Annotated in this window: 16 protein-coding genes; 7 read left to right on the top strand and 9 right to left on the bottom strand. The window is 59.7% G+C overall.

All coding sequences use genetic code 11. The features are described 5' to 3' along the window. Nucleotides 1-17 precede the first annotated feature (17 nt). Both ACID345_RS13615 and ACID345_RS13610 read left to right on the top strand, forming a co-directional pair. On the top strand, nucleotides 18-1,217 hold the full coding sequence (locus ACID345_RS13615) for an MFS transporter (RefSeq protein WP_011523445.1): 1,200 nt from the start codon (nucleotides 18-20) through the stop codon (nucleotides 1,215-1,217). A 66-nt stretch (nucleotides 1,218-1,283) separates the two neighbouring features. After that, nucleotides 1,284-2,384 (top strand): Kelch repeat-containing protein, encoded by a 1,101-nt coding sequence (locus tag ACID345_RS13610; protein WP_011523444.1) that lies wholly within the window; start codon nucleotides 1,284-1,286, stop codon nucleotides 2,382-2,384. A 3-nt stretch (nucleotides 2,385-2,387) separates the two neighbouring features. Here the strand turns inward: ACID345_RS13610 and ACID345_RS13605 are convergent, their stop codons facing one another. Together ACID345_RS13605 and ACID345_RS13600 are read right to left on the bottom strand one after the other, a co-directional pair. Further along, on the bottom strand, nucleotides 2,388-2,918 hold the full coding sequence (locus ACID345_RS13605) for an ester cyclase (RefSeq protein WP_011523443.1): 531 nt from the start codon (nucleotides 2,916-2,918) through the stop codon (nucleotides 2,388-2,390). Nucleotides 2,919-2,988: 70 nt separating this feature from the next. Beyond that, nucleotides 2,989-4,398, bottom strand: a complete 1,410-nt coding sequence (locus tag ACID345_RS13600) for a hypothetical protein (protein ID WP_011523442.1) — start codon at nucleotides 4,396-4,398, stop codon at nucleotides 2,989-2,991. A 115-nt stretch (nucleotides 4,399-4,513) separates the two neighbouring features. On the opposite strand from ACID345_RS13600, the gene ACID345_RS13595 reads away from it, so the two are divergent. Next, entirely contained in the window at nucleotides 4,514-5,218 is a 705-nt protein-coding gene (locus tag ACID345_RS13595; protein ID WP_011523441.1) for a hypothetical protein, read from the top strand. A 121-nt stretch (nucleotides 5,219-5,339) separates the two neighbouring features. Here the strand turns inward: ACID345_RS13595 and smc are convergent, their stop codons facing one another. Beyond that, on the bottom strand, nucleotides 5,340-9,266 hold the full coding sequence (gene smc / locus ACID345_RS13590; RefSeq protein WP_011523440.1) for a chromosome segregation protein SMC: 3,927 nt from the start codon (nucleotides 9,264-9,266) through the stop codon (nucleotides 5,340-5,342). Between the two features lie 523 nt (nucleotides 9,267-9,789). On the opposite strand from smc, the gene ACID345_RS13585 reads away from it, so the two are divergent. Both ACID345_RS13585 and ACID345_RS13580 read left to right on the top strand, forming a co-directional pair. Further along, entirely contained in the window at nucleotides 9,790-10,074 is a 285-nt protein-coding gene (locus ACID345_RS13585) for a type II toxin-antitoxin system Phd/YefM family antitoxin (RefSeq protein WP_011523439.1), read from the top strand. Further along, entirely contained in the window at nucleotides 10,071-10,460 is a 390-nt protein-coding gene (locus ACID345_RS13580) for a type II toxin-antitoxin system VapC family toxin (protein ID WP_011523438.1), read from the top strand. The genes ACID345_RS13585 and ACID345_RS13580 overlap by 4 nt, the downstream gene beginning before the upstream one ends. 26 nt (nucleotides 10,461-10,486) lie before the next feature. On the opposite strand, the gene ACID345_RS13575 is transcribed toward ACID345_RS13580, so the two are convergent. Beyond that, a complete protein-coding gene (locus ACID345_RS13575) occupies nucleotides 10,487-12,055 on the bottom strand; it encodes a S53 family peptidase (protein WP_049761903.1) in 1,569 nt (522 codons plus the stop codon). Between the two features lie 100 nt (nucleotides 12,056-12,155). On the opposite strand from ACID345_RS13575, the gene ACID345_RS13570 reads away from it, so the two are divergent. Both ACID345_RS13570 and ACID345_RS13565 read left to right on the top strand, forming a co-directional pair. Next, nucleotides 12,156-13,139, top strand: coding sequence for a DMT family transporter (locus ACID345_RS13570; protein ID WP_011523436.1), 984 nt, complete (start codon nucleotides 12,156-12,158; stop codon nucleotides 13,137-13,139). Nucleotides 13,140-13,249: 110 nt separating this feature from the next. Beyond that, nucleotides 13,250-13,681 (top strand): hypothetical protein, encoded by a 432-nt coding sequence (locus tag ACID345_RS13565; protein WP_011523435.1) that lies wholly within the window; start codon nucleotides 13,250-13,252, stop codon nucleotides 13,679-13,681. Between the two features lie 11 nt (nucleotides 13,682-13,692). On the opposite strand, the gene ACID345_RS13560 is transcribed toward ACID345_RS13565, so the two are convergent. The 5 genes from ACID345_RS13560 to ACID345_RS13540 all read right to left on the bottom strand — a co-directional run bounded on the left by ACID345_RS13560 (nucleotide 13,693) and on the right by ACID345_RS13540 (nucleotide 18,441). After that, the gene (locus ACID345_RS13560) at nucleotides 13,693-14,901 is read right to left on the bottom strand and encodes an MFS transporter (protein ID WP_011523434.1); all 1,209 of its coding nucleotides are present in this window, start codon (nucleotides 14,899-14,901) and stop codon (nucleotides 13,693-13,695) included. Nucleotides 14,902-15,063: 162 nt separating this feature from the next. Beyond that, nucleotides 15,064-16,011: a bifunctional riboflavin kinase/FAD synthetase gene (locus ACID345_RS13555; protein ID WP_011523433.1), complete on the bottom strand. Its 948-nt coding sequence runs from the start codon at nucleotides 16,009-16,011 to the stop codon at nucleotides 15,064-15,066. A gap of 5 nt (nucleotides 16,012-16,016) precedes the next feature. Next, nucleotides 16,017-16,799: an MBL fold metallo-hydrolase gene (locus ACID345_RS13550; RefSeq protein ID WP_011523432.1), complete on the bottom strand. Its 783-nt coding sequence runs from the start codon at nucleotides 16,797-16,799 to the stop codon at nucleotides 16,017-16,019. Continuing rightward, nucleotides 16,799-17,410, bottom strand: coding sequence for a DUF1844 domain-containing protein (locus tag ACID345_RS25575; protein WP_011523431.1), 612 nt, complete (start codon nucleotides 17,408-17,410; stop codon nucleotides 16,799-16,801). Before ACID345_RS25575 ends, ACID345_RS13550 begins: the two co-directional genes overlap by 1 nt. Before the next feature lie 2 nt (nucleotides 17,411-17,412). Beyond that, the gene (locus ACID345_RS13540; protein ID WP_011523430.1) at nucleotides 17,413-18,441 is read right to left on the bottom strand and encodes a YgfZ/GcvT domain-containing protein; all 1,029 of its coding nucleotides are present in this window, start codon (nucleotides 18,439-18,441) and stop codon (nucleotides 17,413-17,415) included. Between the last annotated feature and the right edge of the window lie 3 nt (nucleotides 18,442-18,444).

Raw genomic sequence — 18,444 nt, 5'->3', positions numbered from 1 at the left:
CCGCACCCCAGGGAAGCGTGTTTTCACTTCCGGCCTTCCGCACGATCTGGATGGGGCAATTCGTCAGCATCTTTGGCGATTTCGTCGCGATCTTCGCAGTCGTCAGCATGATTACGTTTCGCTGGCACGGCTCGGCGACGCAAGTGACCATTGCGATTACGCTCGCCCTCGTGCCGCTGGCAATAATCGGGCCTCCGGCGGGCGTTCTCGTGGACCACTGGAACGTGAAGCGGGTGATGATTGGCAGCGACCTGTCGCGAGCGGTGATCGCCGTCCTTCTGGCGTGGATGACGAACTCCTGGCAGATCGGCATGGTGTTGTTCGCACTGGGTTGCGCGTCGAGTCTGTTCGTGCCGGCGCAGTCGATTGCGGTGCGGACGCTGATTCCGCGCGAGCGCTTGTTGCAAGCGAATGCCATGCTGATGCAGGCGTTTTACCTGATCCGCATTATTTCGCCGCTGGTAGCGGCGGCTATTGTGAGCGCGCTCTCGGAGAAGGCGTGTTTCTACATTGATTCGGGAAGCTTCGTGTTCTCGGCGCTAATGATTGCGACGCTAACGATTCATCGTCCACCGCGCGAGGGCGCGGATAAGACACTAAGCGGTTTGAGCAAGGATTTCGCGGAAGGGAACCGGTTCATCTTCACCCATCCGGGACTGTCGTTTGTGTTCCTCGCCATGGCGATTGCGATGTTCGTGATGAGCTCGTTCATGCCGCTGATATCGATCTTTGTGCGCGATGTGCTGCACGGAGCAACGCGGACCTACGGCGTGGTGAGCTCGTGCGTCGGGTTCGGCATGATTCTCGGCACCACGCTGGTGACGAAGATCTCGCGAGGCAAGGCGCGGCCGGGCGTGGTGGTGATGGGCCTGCTATCGCTGGGAGTAGCGACGGCGGTGCTGGCGACTTCGCGAATTCCGTTCCAGGCGGGCGTGAGCACTTTTCTCATGGGCTTCTCGATTGCAATGGTGCTCATTCCGGCGCAGACGATGTCGCAACAGGAAACGCCGCCGCAGATGGTAGGCCGCGTGAGCAGCACGTTCATGTCGATGATCTCGATTGCGCAGGTGTTCGGGTTGCTCCTTAGCGGCTCGGCGGCGCAACGGCTCGGGATGCAGCGGCTGTTTGCCGTGTGTTCGGCAGTACTGGTGGTCATTGCCGCGGCAGGCTGGATGTTTTTACGCAGCCGCCGGCAACCGGAAGCAGCAGCTGCTTAGAATTCGGACAAACCTTCGGAGGGCTGGGGCGTCTAGCCATACAATGCATGCGCCGGGAGGTGCCGAATGCTGCGCACTCACCACTGGGCCCCCGCTCTCGTATTCGTCTTAGTGTCCACCCTTTCAGCCGATCGTCCACAGCCGCATTTCGGAAAAGTCGTTGAGGCGGGACATATGCTCGCGCCACGATCTGGACACACAGCCACTCTGCTCAACGATGGGCGTGTGCTCATTGTCGGCGGCATGGTGAGGAATGGTGAGTTCCTCGACAGCGCGGAATTCTACGATCCCGCAAAGCGTTCGTTTACGGCCAGCGGCGCACACATGAAAATAAAGCGCGTTGGGCAGACGGCTGCACTGCTCAAAGATGGGCGCCTGTTCATAGTCGGTGGCTGGACCGGTGGAATCGCCACGACGGCAGAGATCTATGACCCGAAGACAGATCGCTTCACGAACGAAATTCCGATGACAGTCCCGCGAGCTCGAGCAACGGCGACGACACTGCAAGATGGGCGGGTGCTGGTGACGGGCGGAGCGCGCGCCGATGATCGCAGCGGGCAGAAAGCAGCAGAGATATTCGATCCGGCGACGATGAAGTTCACGGCAGTGGGCGATATGAAAGATGGTCGTACCGCGCATACCGCAACGCTGCTGCACGATAGGACAGTGCTTATTGCTGGTGGGATGTCCGACCACCACTCAGTGGCGAGCGCGGAGGTTTTCGATCCGAAGACAAATAAGTTTTCCGTTGTCGGGCCGATGCGGCAGGAGCGGTATAAGCACACGGCGCAAATGCTGGCAGACGGGCGTGTCTTGATCGCGGGTGGCTCGGATGATCGCGACTGGAAGGGAATGCTGGCCGAAGCCGAGGTCTATGATCCCGCGAAGCGGAGCTTCACTCCGACGCAGGAAATGGCGGAGAAGCGTTTCAAACTCTCCGACGAAGCGGCGTTGTTACCAGATGGCAGCGTGCTGATTGCTGGCGGCGCTGCGAAAGCGGAGATCTTCGATCCCAAGCGCGGAAGCTTCAATTCGTTGAACAGCGGCACGGAAACGCCGCAGTGGTACTTGAGCGAGACCACGCTCAAGAACGGCGAGGTGCTGCTGCTCGGCGGGTACTCGACGAGCATGACCGCTACCGACAAGGCATGGATCTACCAGCCGTGAACGCTACTTTCCGCCCAGCTTGCGAGCGAGAGCTTTTGCGATCGTCCACGGATGGGTGAGGAATGTGGTCGCATCGCCGATGAACGTTTGCGGCTCGTGGAAGACGCCGAGTTGGCGCAGCACGGTAGCGCGGTCGTAGTAGATGCGTTCGCCGGCGAGGCGATCGTCGGCGTCGAAGGTGTAAATCCCGCAAAGAGGGATGGCGAGTTTGCGTCCAGTGGCCGGAAGGCCGCGCCAGGCGCCGAGGTGCGTGCCGCGGATGACGACCTCGAGAATGATGTTGTCGGCAGAAACATAGCGCTTGAGGATCTCGATGGTGAGGTCGGGAACGGCGCCCATCAGTGAGCTGTAGAAGTGGCGGACGCCATCGAGGCCCTCGTGATGTTCGGCCCAGGGTTCATCGTCGTAGCGGGCGCCGGCGCCGAAAGTGGCGATCACGCCGTCGAGGTCGTGGGCGTTTTCGCAGCGGACGTGTTCGTCGACGAGCGCCATGCGACGCGCAATCGGATCAACGGTCAGAGGGGAGATGGCCATAGGCACTTCCTGCCAGCGTAGATTCGCGAACCCCGCGTGGAGCGGGGCAACAGCATATCGCGAATTCGCGCTACTTCTGGCCGGAATTCTGCAGCGAAGCAACGAGGCGCTGGAACTCTGGATCGGCTCGAAGCGACTGGAGGTGGGCGTCGGTTTCGAGTGCCTTGGGATTCTTCAACCCGGACTTAATGCACTTGTCGAGCGCTTGTAGCGAGCCTTTGCGATTCCCTTGCTCAGCGCGGGCGTCGGCGAGCAGGAGTTGCGGCCAGGGCTCGTCGCTGACGGTTGCGATCAACGTAAAGTACATCTCCGCGTTGTCGTACTTCTTGTTTTCTAACTGCGCCTGCCCACGCTCGATGGTGTTGGCGAAGACCTCGGCGAACGCGCGTTGCAGCACGAGCGACTTAGTACCGGACTTCGTGCGCTCGACTTGGTCTTTGAGGGTCTTCATCGCGGCGGTGGCGTCGCTGATGGCGGTGTTGCGGTCGGAGGGAGAGCTGGCGGCTCCGAGTTTTGCGAGCGCGGTATCGGCGTCAGTAGTGGCCTCGGCCTGTTGTGTGATTTGCTCATTTTCTTTCTTGAGCGCTTCTTTCAAATCTTTTGACGACTTGAGTGCAGCCAGTTTCTTCGCGTAATCGGCGTTGTCTTTCAGGCCTTCGAAATCGGAGACGAGCGAGCGGTAGGCGGCCAGTAGGGCCAGAGTGTCATGTTGCTGTTGGGCTTCGACAGCGCGAAGCTCTTCGCCTTTGTAGAACAAGTCAATGAATGCCTGCTCGCGTGGCATGCGGTTTTGCTGCATGGCTTTCAGTTGCATCCACCGCATGGCCGCCTCGAACAGCTCAGGAGGACCCCATTGGTGCGGCCCGTGGAAGGTCTCGACACGATATGCGTAGCCCTGGTCCTCGCGCTGCTGGCGGATCTTGATAACTTCCTGCCAGTTGAAGTCAACATCACCCACCATAAGGAAGTAGGCGGGGCCATTCTTGTCGGTCGGACGGATGCTGACCGGATATCCGGCACCGTGGGCAATGACGCCCGCGATCTTGCATCCGGTACAGGCAAGGGCGACGTGACCGGCCATGCGCGCGCCGCCGGAGAAGCCCGTGGTGTACACACGGTTCTCGTCGATCGGGAAGCGGTCGTGGGTGTCGAGCCACATGGCGCGAGTGCCGCGATCGGAGTCGGCGGCGGAGAAATTGCGCGAGTCGTTGGAGGCGACAAAGATGAAGCCGTATTTCTCGGCAGTGTCTTTGTAGAGCTTGATTGGCATGGCGCCACGGCCTCCAGGATCGAAGGCAAACACGATCGGCCACTTTTTCTCGGGCGTGAAGTTCGAGGGCAGGTACGCGGCGTAACTGGAGGACGGATCAGCCTTGCACTCCACGCGCTCGATCACAGTTCCATGCGGCAGGTTGTTGGCAAAGTTCTGCGCAAAGGAAACCGCGGCCGTGAGCAGGAAAGCGGCGAGGAAGCGTCGCATGATGGGCGAGTCCAAGATAGTGGTTAGACGCAGAATACGGAAGAGGGATGGGATGAATCGCGAGAACAAGGGATGAGTTCAAATACCCGGCGGCGTGTGATAAGGTCTCTGGCCGATGAAGCGACAGCCCGTGCCCCTAACGCGCGACGACTGGAAGGCTAACGCGATCGGGGTTTCAACGATAGCGATTGGGGTGCTGATCGTTTTCATGATCTTTTGGCCCAAATTCAGTGTGGATCCTAAGACCTCGGAACACCCGCTCCCTGCTATAGCGTTTTTTTATGCGATCGCCGTCGCACTGCCCTCGTTGTTTGCGCTTTATCTATGGCGGAATGGGATCAGTCAGCGAAGCATTAAGAACTGCCTGATTTTCGCTGCGACCGGCGCGGCTTTATTCTCTGCGGGACGCTGGATGAGCACGCCCTCGGATCGCCCGACAGCCATTTTTAAAGTAGAGGCGCTAGGTGTACTCTTTTTCGCCATTGGTATTGCCGAGGTCCCTCGGCTTTTGTGGCTCAATCAGTCGAGTGAAAGGGCGAGCTTGCTAGGGGTTTGGGAGTCGCAACCGGGTGATGGAGAGGGAATTCAGAAGTATGGACGAGTCCAGATGCGATTTCTGCCGAACGGCCAGCTTATTTACACCGTCCTTTCTGACACGGCTCCTCGCTCCTTTCGCCATTACTATTCGGTGCAGGGTAGCGACATCGTCATGCGGCAAGCCAATCCAGTCGAGGATGAAAAGACGCCGTTTGCCTTCATGAGCGACGGAGCGCTGGTCCTTTATAGGAAGGGCGTCAAGAGCCAATACCGGCGGATTTAAAATGGGTCGATACTTGCGTGGGACTGCGTTCCACACTGGAACTCCAAATCAGAAAAAGAAAAAGGGGACTGGAATTTCCAATCCCCCTTCGTGCACTTCATGTCCTTCGTGGTGAAAGCTGTTACGCCGTTGCTCTCGCCGCCTCTTCCCCAAACCGCACGCTGACAATCTTCGACACACCCGGCTCCTGCATGGTGACGCCGTACATTACCGGCGCGGTGGCCATGGTTCGTTTGCTGTGGGTGATGAGGATGAACTGGGTTTGCATGCTCATCTCTTTCACCAGTTCGTTGAAGCGCGCGACGTTGGTTTCGTCGAGCGGGGCGTCGACCTCGTCGAGGATGCAGAACGGGCTCGGCGCGTATTGGAAGATGCCGACCAGGAGCGAGAACGCGGTCAGCGTCTTCTCGCCGCCGGAAAGCAGGAGCACGTTTTGCAGCTTCTTGCCCGGCGGCGAGGCGATTACGTCGATACCGCTGTCGGACGAGTTGAGTTCGTCGGTGAGCTTCATGAAGCCCTGGCCGCCGCCGAAGAGCTTCTTGAAGGCCTTACCAAAGTTCTCGTTGATGGCCGCGAAGGCTTCGTCGAACTTGACCTTTGTGATCTGGTCGATCTCCTTGATCGTGTTCTGTGTGTTCTCGATGGAGTCGAGCAGGTCTTTGCGCTGGGTCTCGAGGAACTCGTGGCGCTGCGCGGTTTCCTTGTACTCTTCGAGCGCCATCATGTTCACCGGGCCCATGTTTTCGAGCTTGGTGCGCATGTCTTTCTGCTCGGTGTCGGCCACGGCGAGCTCGTCGCCGGTGAGGCGCGGCAGCTCTTCGATAGCCATGAGGTCGGGGCGCGTGACGCTGAGTTCCTGCACGCAGGTCTCGGCCATGTGCTCGCCATCGGACTGCAGGCGTGCCACGGAGGCGTGCAGTTCACCGCGACGATCACGCGCGGCATCGAGCGCCTGGCGTGCGGTCTTGAGCTCTTCTTCGATTTCGGCGATGCGCGCCCGCACCTGCTCGCTCTCGGTCTGAAGTTCGCGGTCGCGAGCTTCAGCAGCTTCGCGTTCCGCGGTCCAGGTGACGAGCTGTTCGGCGATGGTTTCGTTCTCCGATTCGCGCTGCTGCTTTTCAGCGGCAGCGGATTCGACCTGTCCCTTGAGCTTGCCGATGCGCGCGGAGACTTCCTGCACCATCGACTCGATCCGTTGCAAGGAAGAGGCTGCGGCGCGATGACGCTCTTCAAGCGCCGCGGCCTGCGCGCGCGCTTCCGAGGCGGCGTGGCTGGCGTTGTCGCGAGCGGTACGCAGTTCGTCGAGCGACTGCGTGGCCGCGTTCATTGCCGCTTCGAGTTCCTGGTGACGCGCTTCGGCGGCTTCGAGTTCCATGCGCAGGCCGCCGATGGCGTTCTCGCGCTCGGATTTCTCGTTGCTCACGCGCTGTAACTCGCGCTCGTAGGTGGCATGACGATCGCGCACGCGGGCCATCTCGTTTTCGAGTTGGCGCAGGGTGTGGCCGCTGGTCATCGCCTGCTTCTCGCCCTCACGCTTCTCATCTTCGAGACGCTGGAGCAGGGAGGTCAGTTCGGCGATTTCCTTGCCGAGCATTAGAACGCGGGCTTCGCCATCGCGCAGTGAGCGTTCCACGTCGTCGATGCAACGCATAACGTCGCGCAGTTCACGCTTCAGCGACAGAGGGCCTTGCGAGCGCTGCTTGCCGCCGGTGACGGTGACGTTGTGGAAGCACTCGCCACTCTGCGAGAGGAAGAAAGCATCGGGATTTTCCAATGCCAGTTCGCGGCCAATCGCCGGGTCAGGGACGATGTAGCCGTTGCCGAGTTTCGGCAGAACCACTTCCAGCGATTTCCCGAAGCCATTGAGGACGCGGATGCAGTTCTTCATCGGCGTCACGCGATCGGGTGTGAACGGCAGGCGCATGGATTCGTCGAGGACGAAGGAGAACTTCGCCTGCGAGTCGCTGGGATGAACCAGGAACGTGGCACGGCCATCCACATCGCCCTTGAGCAGGCGGAGGCCTTCATCGGCGGCGCCCCACGACTTCACTACGACGTAGTTCAGTTCGTCACGCAGGAAGTCTTCAACAACGTGTTCGTACTTGTCTTCCACTTCAAGGAAGTCGGCGAGAACTCCGGCTGGAGTATTGCCTTCGCGCAGTCCACCCGACTGGAAGAGGCGCTTCACAGATTCCGTGGAGTAGCCGTGCTCGTTGATGACCGATTCCAGCGAGCCCTTCTTGCCGAGCAGCGTGGCGTATTCCGCGCGCAGCGTGTCGACGTGACGCTTGGCTTCGATTTCTTCCTGGCGCTTCTGCTGCAAGGAGCCCCGAGCGTCAGTGATCTCCGAGGAGAGGGCGTTTACGCGGGTATTGGCCGACTCGAATTCGAGTCCGAGTTGGCCGCGCTGTCCGCCGAACGATTCCAGCTGCAGGGTCGCAGAGGAGAGCTCGCCGGTAACGCGTCCGTGCTCGCGATCGAGATTGGCAATACGCTCTTCTGCCTGCGTGATGCGATTGCGGACGTTCGAAGCCGCGTTTACCGCCTGGAAGATCTGCGAGCGGCGCTGTTCCTGCTCGCGCTCCACGTTCATCAGGTTGGCAGCGGCGGCGGAGGCCTCTTGCTGCTTGGTCTGAAGATCGCTCTGGGCGACGGCAACGTCGGCAGCAGCGGATTCCAATACCTGCCTGTTGGTTGCGAGCTCTTCTTCCAATCGCCCCAACTGCTCGGTGGTGTTCTGGATTTCGGCTTCCGCTCCAGCAGAACGCGCGACCAACTCGGCGCAACGCTCTTCGTTGGTGCGGCGACGCTGCGCGGCGCGATCCATCTCGCGCGAAACGTTGTTGAGGCTCTCGCGATTCTGCTTGGCTTCGGCGTCAATTGCGTAGCCGCGCTGCACGCGTTCACCGTGCTCGTTGTCCATCTGCTGGACGGCGTCGGTGCGGGTCGCGATTTCTTCGGTGACCGTGGTGAGTTCGGCTTCGAGGCCCGCGATTTCGGCGTCAATCAGCGCGAACTTGCTGGCAAGAACGACTCTCAGCTTCTCGCGCATTTCGTCGCGCAGCTTGGCGTAGCGCTCAGCCTTGGCGGCTTGGCGCTTCAGCGAATTCATCTGGCGCGTGACTTCGTCGAAAATGTCGTTGACGCGCGCGAGGTTAGATTTGGCGTCTTCCAGACGCGCTTCGGCGAGCCGCTTCTTGGTCTTGTACTTGGTGATACCAGCAGCTTCTTCGATGATGGCGCGGCGATCCGTCGGCTTGCTCGACAGGATCTGCCCGATGCGCCCCTGTTCGATGATCGCGTACGATTCCGGTCCAAGGCCGGTGCCCATGAAGATGTCGTGCACGTCGCGCAGGCGGCTGAGCTTACCGTTGAGCAGGTATTCGCTGTCGCCGGAGCGGAACAGGCGGCGCGTGACGCAGATTTCGCCCTTCTTGAAGCGGTTAGTGTTGAACTTGCGGCGGCGGATCTTGAGCACCACCGCGTTGGGATTGATTACGGCTGCTTGTGCATCAGACGGCTGGCCTTCTGCAACTTCGGACGGGGCGGCTTCGTTTTCAGTAGACGGTGCGGTTGCTTCAGTGGTCGGTGCCGCGCCTTCGCTGGGCGCAGCTTGTTGTTCAGTTGCTTCAGCCTCTGTATTCGTGCCGGGTTGGACTTCGGCCGTATACTCGTCGACTTCCTCCATCGAAGCCTCGCGAGCAGCTGCCTCATCCCAATCGTCGGGCATTTCGTCGCGGATCTCGATCTCTGGCTCGACAATCTTGCCTTCATATTGTTCGGGATCGATGAGCGTGAGCGAGACTTCGGCCATGCCGGTCGGCTTGCGGTCGCGCGTGCCGGCGAAGATCACGTCCTGCATGTGGATACCACGCAGCGACTTGGCCGACTGCTCGCCGAGCACCCAGGAGATGGCGTCGGCAATATTCGACTTGCCGCAGCCATTTGGGCCGACGATGGCTGCAATGCCGTCGCCGGGGAACTTGAGTTCCGTGCGGTCGCAGAACGACTTGAAGCCCAGAAGCTGTAACTTCTTGAGTTTGAGCAACTTCTACTCCTTGGAGCAGCCTTGCCCACGCCCGGGCTGGGGAGCGAAGGACAGATGCTGACAGTTTGTGTTCTCCTGGCCGCGTTGCTGAGGCGCGATCAACAGAACCGAATTCAACCGGCCACTCAAACAGGGCATACGGCGAGCAGGGCGCCGCTGCGTGATTGAACGTAATCTACCGGGCTGAACTGGCGGAGTCAAGCACAGACCCGCTAAATCTTGGGCCTGCTTGTGGATAACCCCACCTAATTGTACCGGAGATGTGACAATTGCGCAGATCCGGCCGCCCTTTCCTGCACTGAGGGCAATGGAACGCAGATTAGACGCACGGGATTTCAGATGTGTGGGAAACAGCACGAAGGAGGGGAGAACCGCGAGAGCAAGCGCTAATTTACTGCGATTTCCACAGGTTTTGCAAGCGATCGGAGCCGGTTTCGACCCGAAAAGCGGCAGGAATCTTGAAGGTAAACAGTTGGTCGGGCCAAGTGGTCATGATAAAATGACCATGGTCAGGAGTATGGTCATGAAGACGATTTCAGCAGGGAAGTTCAAGGCACAGTGCCTGGCGTTGATGGACGATGTGAATGAGACGGGCGAACCGGTGCTCATCACGAAGCGCGGAAAGCCGGTCGCGAAACTGATTCCGATCGATTCGAAGAAGAAGGGCAGCTTGCTCGGCTTTATGGAGGGGGAGTTTGAGATTATCGGAGATATCGAGAGTCCCGCCTATCCAACGGAGTCATGGGACATCGTCTCTGGAACCGAGCCTGTTATCCCGCCGGTTGAAGGGAAGAAGGACAAGCGGTGATTGTTCTCGACACGCATGTAGCGCTTTGGGCAGCGGGGGCGCGAGAGAGGTTGAGCGCGCCCGCCACGCTCGTCATAGACCAAAGGGGCTCGGTCGAGGGCGCGGGGATATCCGCGATCACGCTGGTCGAGATTGCTTGGCTACTTCGCCGCGGACGCCTGTCCTATGCCGGAACGATCGATGCGTTTCTAGAAAAACTGACGAGTCGATATGCGGTGCTGCCGATCACCCGCGAGATCGCCGCTCTTTCAGCCCAATTTCCTCCTGAGTATCCTCCGGATCCGACCGATCGATTGATTGGAGCAACGGCGCTTTTCCATCGGGCGCCGCTGGTCACAGCCGACCGTCTTATTCGCGCGAGTAATGCTGTACACACGATTTGGTAGCCGCGTTCAACGCTCTCGATCGCGGATCAACTCCGTAAAGCAGTGAGTAGTCGGCTTCCATCTGGAGCTCCCAATCCTGTGCAAGGGTTCCATCCCGCCGCCGCACGATAGAAGAAATTGTCTCCCTCTAAAATCGCTCGGAACGGTGAACTCTCGGACTTGGCGAGTTCGTACAGTTTTGGCTGGATTTGGCCGCTGCGTTTTCCCAAAGCTTGGTTGCAACGCGCGATGAGCGCAGCCCAGAAGGGCACGACGGCGCTGGTGCCGAACGAACTGCAACGAATTCCACGCACGAGAATCTCGCAGCCGTTATGAGGATCGGCAACAGCAGCGACATCGGGCACGCCGCGACCGCGATATCCGTTCGCGGATGCTGGGACGAGTTTCGCGTCCTGCCAAGTTGGCAGCGGGAAGTGTTCGCTGACGCCACCGCCGGTGGCAGCGTGGATGCCATGCACACCGCAATTCCATACGACTTCTTTTTGGATTCCGGAACTATAACTTGCGATCGTGGTGCCGCCGCAGGCGAGTACGAGTGGGCTACTGGCGGGAAAGTTCACGCAGAGAGTCTGATTGGGCGGATCGTCATACGCGCCGTTATCTCCCGACGACGCGCAGACAGTGATCCCGCGCGCGGCGGCGTCTTCCAGCAGTTGCGTGAGCGATTTTCTGTAGGCGTCGGAGACATAGAGCTCAGCTTCGCCCCAACTGATGGAGACGACATCCACAAGCGGAGGCGTGTCGTGGATCGCTGCGTCAAGCGCTTTGTAGAGGCCCTGCTCGGTAGGCGGCGCCATGTAGACGACGAGGTGGGCGCCGGGAGCGAGTGCGGCAGCGACTTCGATGTCCATGGTGACTTCCGCGGTGGCTTGTGCGGCCTCGAGTACCTTCGGATCGACAGCGGACAATTGCAGGCGCCCTTCGATCACATCGAGCCACTGCTGAATCGTGTCCGCGTCGCAAGGCTGGTTGAGGGCGTTCGCAACGGGCCGGAAAGTCACCTGTGGCAGCGGGCGGCCCAGGCTCGCGAGCAAGTCTGCTATGTCTTGCGGGTCGTAGCCGCCACCGAGTTCGATGAGTGCGATTGTCTGGCCGGCACCGTCGGTCCCTTCGGGAAACGAGTACGCACGCTCGAGGTCGGTTGCAGTCCAGAACGGCGCGGTGGTTCCGCCGTGATCGACCCGCGGACGCGGACGCGCGGGACGGTCGCGAAGTCCGAAAATGCCGACGACCACTTCGCGGATTCCCGGCCGTAGAGACGGCGTTTCTGTATAGCGGCGATAACGGTCGCCATCCTGTTCCACGTCGAGCAACTCAAAGTGAAACGCATATTCGAAATCGGCCGCGCGTCCGCACAGGGTTACGAAGTCGTCCGGGTCTCCGGAGTCTTCGAGATCGAGCTTATGTCGTATGGAGAAGTCGCGCAGGGCGGCGAGATCGGCGGCGCGCATCGCCGCGTCAGTAGCACGGCGCAAGACGATAGTCACCGAGAGTTGGGTATCAGGAGCGGTGCGGCCGATGACTTGTTCCTCGGAGCGAGGAGCGCGATTCAGATCGGCAAGATCGAGACGAGTTGGGGGAATGGCGTCTGTCATGGGGTTAACCGGGTGCGATGAGAGTAGCACTGCGATGCTGAACCGTGCAGTTTGCTGAGCGCGGGTTGACGCGAGCCACGGATTCCCATACACCTGAAGTTTGACCTCAGAACACAGCTCGCATCCGCTGCGCGGATATTTGTATGTAGCCGCAGCCACACTCTGCTGGGGAATTTCCGCGAGCCTGGGACGTGCGGCGTTTACGGGGAAATTGCTCGGCGGGTTGCGGCCAATTGATCCGCTAATCCTCGCGCAGGCACGCACGACGATCGCATTCTTCCTGGTGACTCCGATCTTGTGGACGCTCCGCGGACGATCGAGCACGAAGTTGCCGCGGCGCGAAATGTTGCAGGCATTTCTGCTAGGCGTGTTCGGGCTGGCGTTCTCGAATTACGCTTACTATCTGGCGATCCAGAAAACGACGGTAGCGACGGCGATCATTCTTCAATATGTGGCGCCGGTGTGGGTGCTGCTGTACATGGTGTTTACCCGGCAGCAGCGCGCCACGGCCTCGCGAGTGTGGGGCGTGGTGCTGGCGGTGTTGGGGTGCGTGTTTGCGATCGGCGTGTTCGCCGGCGTGGGGCATTTTCCATTTCTTGCGATTGCTGCCGGAAGAATCAAGCTGAATACCGTGGGAGTGCTGGCAGCGCAGGTGGCGGCGGTATCATTTGCCTTCTATAGCATCTACGGAAGGCACTTACTGCAGGTCTACGATCGCTGGGCGGTGCTGACGAACTCACTACTCGGCGCGGCGCTCTTCTGGATCATCGTGAACCCACCGTGGAAGATCATTGCCGCGCATTACGCGCCAAAACAGTACGCATTCATGGTGTTGTTCTCGATCACATCGGCGGCGGTACCGTTCTCGCTGTACTTCGCCGGGCTGCATCATCTCGATGCGACGCGGGTGATCGTGACTGCCGCGCTGGAGCCGGTGTTCTCGGTAGTGATCGCCGCTATCTTCCTCGGCGAAACCGTGACGCTCGTTCAAATGGCTGGGATGGCGGTGGTGTTGAGCGCGATTTCTTTCGTGCAGCGATCCGACGGAACTGCGCCTGCCATCGTGGTGGACCCAATCGAGTAACTCGTAACTCAAAAGATTCTTGTCCCATTCGCGTGCTTACTTCGTAGCCCACGATTATGCAAAGTAATCGCAGCAAGTGGTCGAATCCCCCTTAACCACGAGGTGCGGGCATGCATACGGCTTTGGAACGGCTCATCAAGGAACGTCATGAATGGCGCGAGCAGCGCTGGCGGCGCCTGGCGAAGGTGAGTGAACGCTGCGCGCTGGGATGGCGCAATTTCTCAATGGCGCTGCACCGCGAAGTGGTGCTGCATAACAGTCTCGGCAAAGAAGTGCTGGGTATTCGCCGCAAGGACGAGACCATCGAGGTACATCGGGTGGGGCACTTGCAGGCTTTGCTCACCTTCACGCTCGACCAGGAAAATGGGCAGATTCTGTATCGCTCGCCGCTGCACGAGGGCTCGGTAATTCTCGATCATGAAGGCCAGATGATGGCGGCGTTTCTTGGGTCGCTGCTCATCGTCACGCCCGAAGGACAGATGCTGAAGTTCACCTATTCGGGTGCAGCACAGTATTTGTTGTCGCCAATAGTGGGGAATTAGGCGCTACGCCTTCAATTCGCAAGTTCGCGGCCCCGCGTTTCTGGTAACAGGAGCGCGGTGAAAGCCGCCAGCAGGAATCCCACCGCACAAACCACGAAGGCTCCGCTCAGTCCGCGGTGCATGCTCAGCGAGCCGATGACGTACGGTGCAACGCAGCTCAGCATGCGTGCGCCGTTATAGGTCAGTCCGAGCGCGCGAGCGCGGACGTGCGTCGGAAATAGCTCTGAGCCAACAATGCCGGAGCCGGAAAAGAAGCCGGTTCCGAAGAACGCGACAACCGCTCCCATGACGAGAATCTGCCACGGCTGTCGCGCAGCTGCATAGATCGGAACTACGCAGGCGGCAGCGAAAAGATAAAGAAAGAACGACCAGCGGCGTCCTATGCGATCGGCGAAGAACCCGAAGCTGATGTAGCCGGGGAACATCCCAACCAGATTTAGAAAGACGAGCAGTCCGGTGGTGCCAAGTTGCGAGAAGCCGCGTCCGCCTTGCTCGACGGGAAGCGAGAGGTACGGCGGAATCCAGGTAAACAGCCCCCACCAGGCGAAGAGGCCGAAGAAATTGAGAGCGAGCAAGACGATCGCGTTGCGCACGTGTTCCGATGAAAGCTTCGCGTTCGGTGCTTTGTTCGTTTGCTGTTTCTGCCAGAGTTCGGACTCCGGCACTTCCTTTTGAATCCACAGCAGAAGCAAAGCCGGCGCGATGCCCACGAAGAACACATAACGCCAGTTCTGAGAATATTGCAGCGTGAGTCCGGCAACGAGCGCCGCAGCAGCGTAGCCCCATGCCCACGAGCTTTGCACTACGGCGATGGCTTTCGCACGAAGATGGGTCGGCCAAGTTTCCGCTACGAGCGTAGCGCCGGTGTTCCACTCGCCACCCATGCCGAGTCCGAGCACGAAACGGCAGGCAGCCAGCATCTGCACCGAAGTTGAAAGTCCCGAGGCGAAGGAGCAGATCGAGTAAGTCGCGATGCTGAGCATCAGCGCACGGGTGCGGCCGACGCGATCTGCGATCCAGCCGAAGAGCAGGCCGCCGATACCGCTGGCAAGAAGTGTGAGTGTGTTCAGCAGGCCGACAGTCGGCTTATCAATGCGGAGGTCGCGCATGACGTATGCCACGACCATCGCGTAGAGCATGACGTCGAAAGCATCCAGTGCCCAGCCAAGCGCAGCGGCGAGCAAGGTGCGGCGCTGCGCGGGAGTGGCCTGCGAGAACATCCGGGGATTCTAACTGCTAAAGGCCTTAACCACGAAGGACACGAAGTTCACGAAGGGTTTGTGTTGGTTAGGTTGACGATTTCGGTAGACCGAAGCCGTCGATCTTGCAACACAAAGCCACCTTCGTTTACTTCGTGTCCTTCGTGGTGAAAGGTTTTGAAGTTAGCGTGCGTAGCGCGTATGCAGCTTGAAATACCGCAGTGCTGTCTTCACGTCGCGACCGATTTGCGCTTTGAGGGCATCGGTGTGGGGGAACTTGATTTCGTCGCGGATGCGCTTGAGGAAGGTGATCTCGACCTCTGTCTGCGCGGTCAGTTCGATGGGATGGAAGTTGAGAAGATGGGTTTCGATCGCGAAGCCGTCATCGCCGAACGTGGGGCGCACGCCGACGTTGGTTACGGAATCAAATGTCTCGTTGGCGACGCGCGTCGTGGTGATGTAAACGCCATTGCCCGGAACCTGCTCGTTGTATTCGACGAGGTTGATCGTCGGCACGGTGTATTTGTGGCCGAAACCGCGCCCACGGCCGGGATGCGAGACGACGCTGAACGATCGACCGAGCAGCGTTCGGGCACGCGACATCTCACCGGCGGCAATGAGTTTGCGGACTTCGCTACTCGAGACGGTGTGCTGGCGCAGCTTCATCTCGGGATAGATCTTCACCACGAAACCAAGCTCGCGGCCGAGTTCTTCCAGCGTGAGAATGTTGCCCGACGCTTTGTGCCCGAAGTGGAAGTTATAGCCCTCGTGCACTTCTTTGGTTGCGAGTTTTTCCACGAGAATGCGCTGCACGAACTCGCGCGGCGAGAGGTTGGAAAGATCGCGAGTGAAGGGAAGCACCAGCGTTGCGTCCACGCCAGTAGCCGCCATCAAGCGTAACTTCAGCGCAAGCGGCGTGAGAAGTTTCGGGGCGGAATCAGGCCGCAGAATGCGCGTAGGATGCGGGTCGAAGGTGATGGCAATTGCTTTGCCGCCGATGTGGTGGGCGCGATTGACCAGTGCTTTTAATACCCGCTGATGGGCGCGATGTACGCCGTCGAAATTGCCGATCGCAACAACAGTCGGTCCATAACCGGCGGGGATTTCGTCGAGGCTGCGGAAGACGTCCATGGCGGTCAGAGCTCGAATTCGAGTTTCAGGCCGTCATGGGCCAGTTGAATCCCGGCGGGAAGCTGCCGGTTGGTTTCCTCGTGCGGCAGATCGTGGGAGATGTGCGTGAAGTACGTATGTTTGGCCTTGAGCTTCTCAGCGATCGAAACCGAATTGTCGAGCGTGGAGTGCGTGGGGTGCGGCTTGTGGCGCAGCGCGTCGAGAAACAGGATGTCGAGACCGCGCAGCATTTCCATGGACGCATCGGGTATCGAACTGAAGTCGGTGAGGTACGCGGCCGAACCAAAGCGGTAGCCATAGATCTCGGTTTCTCCATGGATCACCGGCACCGGGATGAATTTCGCGCCGAACAGTTCGATTGCCTCATGATGCACGCGGTGCATTTCCACCTGCGCGATGCTGCCGAATTTGTAGTCGTCGTCAAAGATGTACTTGAAGACGTGTTTCAGCACGCGCTCGGTTTTTTCGTTGGCGTAGAGTGGCACTCTCGCTCCGCCGGTGATGCGCGGAAAACTGAGTGGCCGCACGTCGTCGAGGCCGAGGATGTGATCGGCGTGACCATGCGTATAGACGATAGCGTCGATCTTTTTAATGCCTTCGCGCAGTGCCTGTTCGCGGAAGTCGGGTGTGGTGTCAATGAGCACCAGCTTGCCGTCGTATTGCACCATGACTGACGGGCGCAGCCTGCGGTCATGCGGATCGCTGGAGCTGCAGACCGCGCAGTCGCAACCGATCGTCGGCACGCCCATCGACGTGCCGCTTCCGAGGACCGTGAGAGTGGCGCGCATCAGGGCTTGCCGGATCCTCCGGGCGGCGGCGCCTGCGTGAGCATCTTGGTGATCTCGATGTAGGCCATGCGCAGCTCGTAGAGGATGCTGTCGAGCAGGCGGCCCTCTTTCGCGTCGAGATTGCCCTTGGTCTTCTCTTGCAGGATCGAGAGCATGTCCACGGTCTGGCGCGCGGCGATGATATCCGGCTGGTACTTCATCTGGCCGCTGGCAGGATCGAGGCCAAGCTGCATGATCGCCGTCGTGTACAGGGAGGCCACCAACTTCTCGAAGTTCATTTCGAAGTCTTTAGGCGTGCGGCCCTGTTCCTTCATCTGTCCGGCGAGGTGCTGGTCGATGTCGGCAATGGATTGCTTGTAGGCAGCCGCCGACTCGCGCGTCTCTTCGATACTCACGGCATCGGGTTGCTCGGGCTCTGTTTCCGCCGCGGCGGTGGGCGCCTCGACGGCGCGTTTGGGAAACTCCTTCACGTTCGAATCGGGCTTCGCTTCCGGAGCGGGTGGTGCGGCGGGAGCCTCTTCTTCGCGTGGAGCGTCAGGACGGACATCGCCGTCGATAGTGAACTTGCGGCGGTCGGTTACGGTGAAGCTTTCGTTTTTCTTATCGGCCATAATTAAAACTCAAACGGTAAGGGATGTACTTTGGCAGTTGCGTCACCGGCAACAAGCTCGCTGGTAGCTGCCTCGCGGCGCACATAGCCAAGGGCAATGATTTTCTTGGATGGCAGTTCGGCAACGCTGGTGATCTCGCCAACTTCTTTGCCGTCTCTGACGAGCTTTGTCCCGGAGTTTACGAGTTGCGAAAGTGAGAAACCAGTAAATCCGCGATGAACATTGCCGCGCGAGTGGATGCGCTCGACGATCTCCTGGCCGACGTAGCAGCCCTTGGAGAAGTGTAGCGCGTGACTCTGCGCGGTCTCCTGCGGGAGATCGCGCTCGCGAATGTCCTGTCCGAAGGCGGGTATGCCGGTCGCAATGCGATGTAACTCAAGGGCTTCGTAGCCTACGGGCTGAGCTCCGGCGGAAACCAGCGCGTCCCACACGGCCACGGTATGTTCCGGCGCGAACCAGATTTCGAATTCGGGGAACTGCTCGCTCGCGCCGCAGGCGACGGAAATGCCGACGCCGTTCCAGGTCGCATCCACGACATCGAGTGCTTTGAGATCGGCAGGGAAACCAGCTTCGCGAAGGACCTCTGCGGCCTTCGGTCCCTTTACACCGATGGAGGCCAGCTTCTCGCTGACATTCGCGATTTCAACGTCGTCCATGATGATGAAGCGATCGAACAGAGCGGTCAGCGACTCGGCCTGCGATTCATCGGTTTCGAGCAGGATGTAATCGCCACGCTGAAAAGCGATGAGATCGCCCTGAATGCGGCCCTGTGCGTTAAGGACAAAGCTGTATACGCCGCGGCTGACAGCGAGATCGCGAACGTTGTTCGTGATCATGCCATTGAGCCAGCGGACGCGGTCTTCGCCAGTCGCGACGATCTTTGCGCGCCAGGTCGCTTCGTAAACAGCGGCTCCGGTACGAAGGGCATCGAATTCGCGGGCGACGTCGGTGTAGACGGCGGCTGCGTGCGCACCGTGGTACTCGCCCATCCGTGCCGGCGCGGTTTTCTCTTGAAGCAAGGAATTACGCATACA

Source organism: Candidatus Koribacter versatilis Ellin345 (assembly GCF_000014005.1).
Taxonomy (GTDB): Bacteria; Acidobacteriota; Terriglobia; order Terriglobales; family Acidobacteriaceae; genus Korobacter; species Korobacter versatilis_A.
This window is presented reverse-complemented; position numbering and strand designations above follow the sequence as displayed.

Bases quoted from the DNA above. Each gene is read 5' to 3' on its own strand.
- ACID345_RS25575 (WP_011523431.1), bottom strand. From the start codon at position 17,410: ATGGCCGATAAGAAAAACGAAAGCTTCACCGTAACCGACCGCCGCAAG.
- ACID345_RS13575 (WP_049761903.1), bottom strand. From the start codon at position 12,055: ATGACAGACGCCATTCCCCCAACTCGTCTCGATCTTGCCGATCTGAAT.
- ACID345_RS13600 (WP_011523442.1), bottom strand. From the start codon at position 4,398: ATGCGACGCTTCCTCGCCGCTTTCCTGCTCACGGCCGCGGTTTCCTTT.
- ACID345_RS13550 (WP_011523432.1), bottom strand. From the start codon at position 16,799: ATGCGCGCCACTCTCACGGTCCTCGGAAGCGGCACGTCGATGGGCGTG.
- ACID345_RS13610 (WP_011523444.1), top strand. From the start codon at position 1,284: ATGCTGCGCACTCACCACTGGGCCCCCGCTCTCGTATTCGTCTTAGTG.
- ACID345_RS13605 (WP_011523443.1), bottom strand. From the start codon at position 2,918: ATGGCCATCTCCCCTCTGACCGTTGATCCGATTGCGCGTCGCATGGCG.
- ACID345_RS13555 (WP_011523433.1), bottom strand. From the start codon at position 16,011: ATGGACGTCTTCCGCAGCCTCGACGAAATCCCCGCCGGTTATGGACCG.
- ACID345_RS13595 (WP_011523441.1), top strand. From the start codon at position 4,514: ATGAAGCGACAGCCCGTGCCCCTAACGCGCGACGACTGGAAGGCTAAC.
- ACID345_RS13585 (WP_011523439.1), top strand. From the start codon at position 9,790: ATGAAGACGATTTCAGCAGGGAAGTTCAAGGCACAGTGCCTGGCGTTG.
- ACID345_RS13565 (WP_011523435.1), top strand. From the start codon at position 13,250: ATGCATACGGCTTTGGAACGGCTCATCAAGGAACGTCATGAATGGCGC.
- ACID345_RS13560 (WP_011523434.1), bottom strand. From the start codon at position 14,901: ATGTTCTCGCAGGCCACTCCCGCGCAGCGCCGCACCTTGCTCGCCGCT.
- ACID345_RS13540 (WP_011523430.1), bottom strand. From the start codon at position 18,441: ATGCGTAATTCCTTGCTTCAAGAGAAAACCGCGCCGGCACGGATGGGC.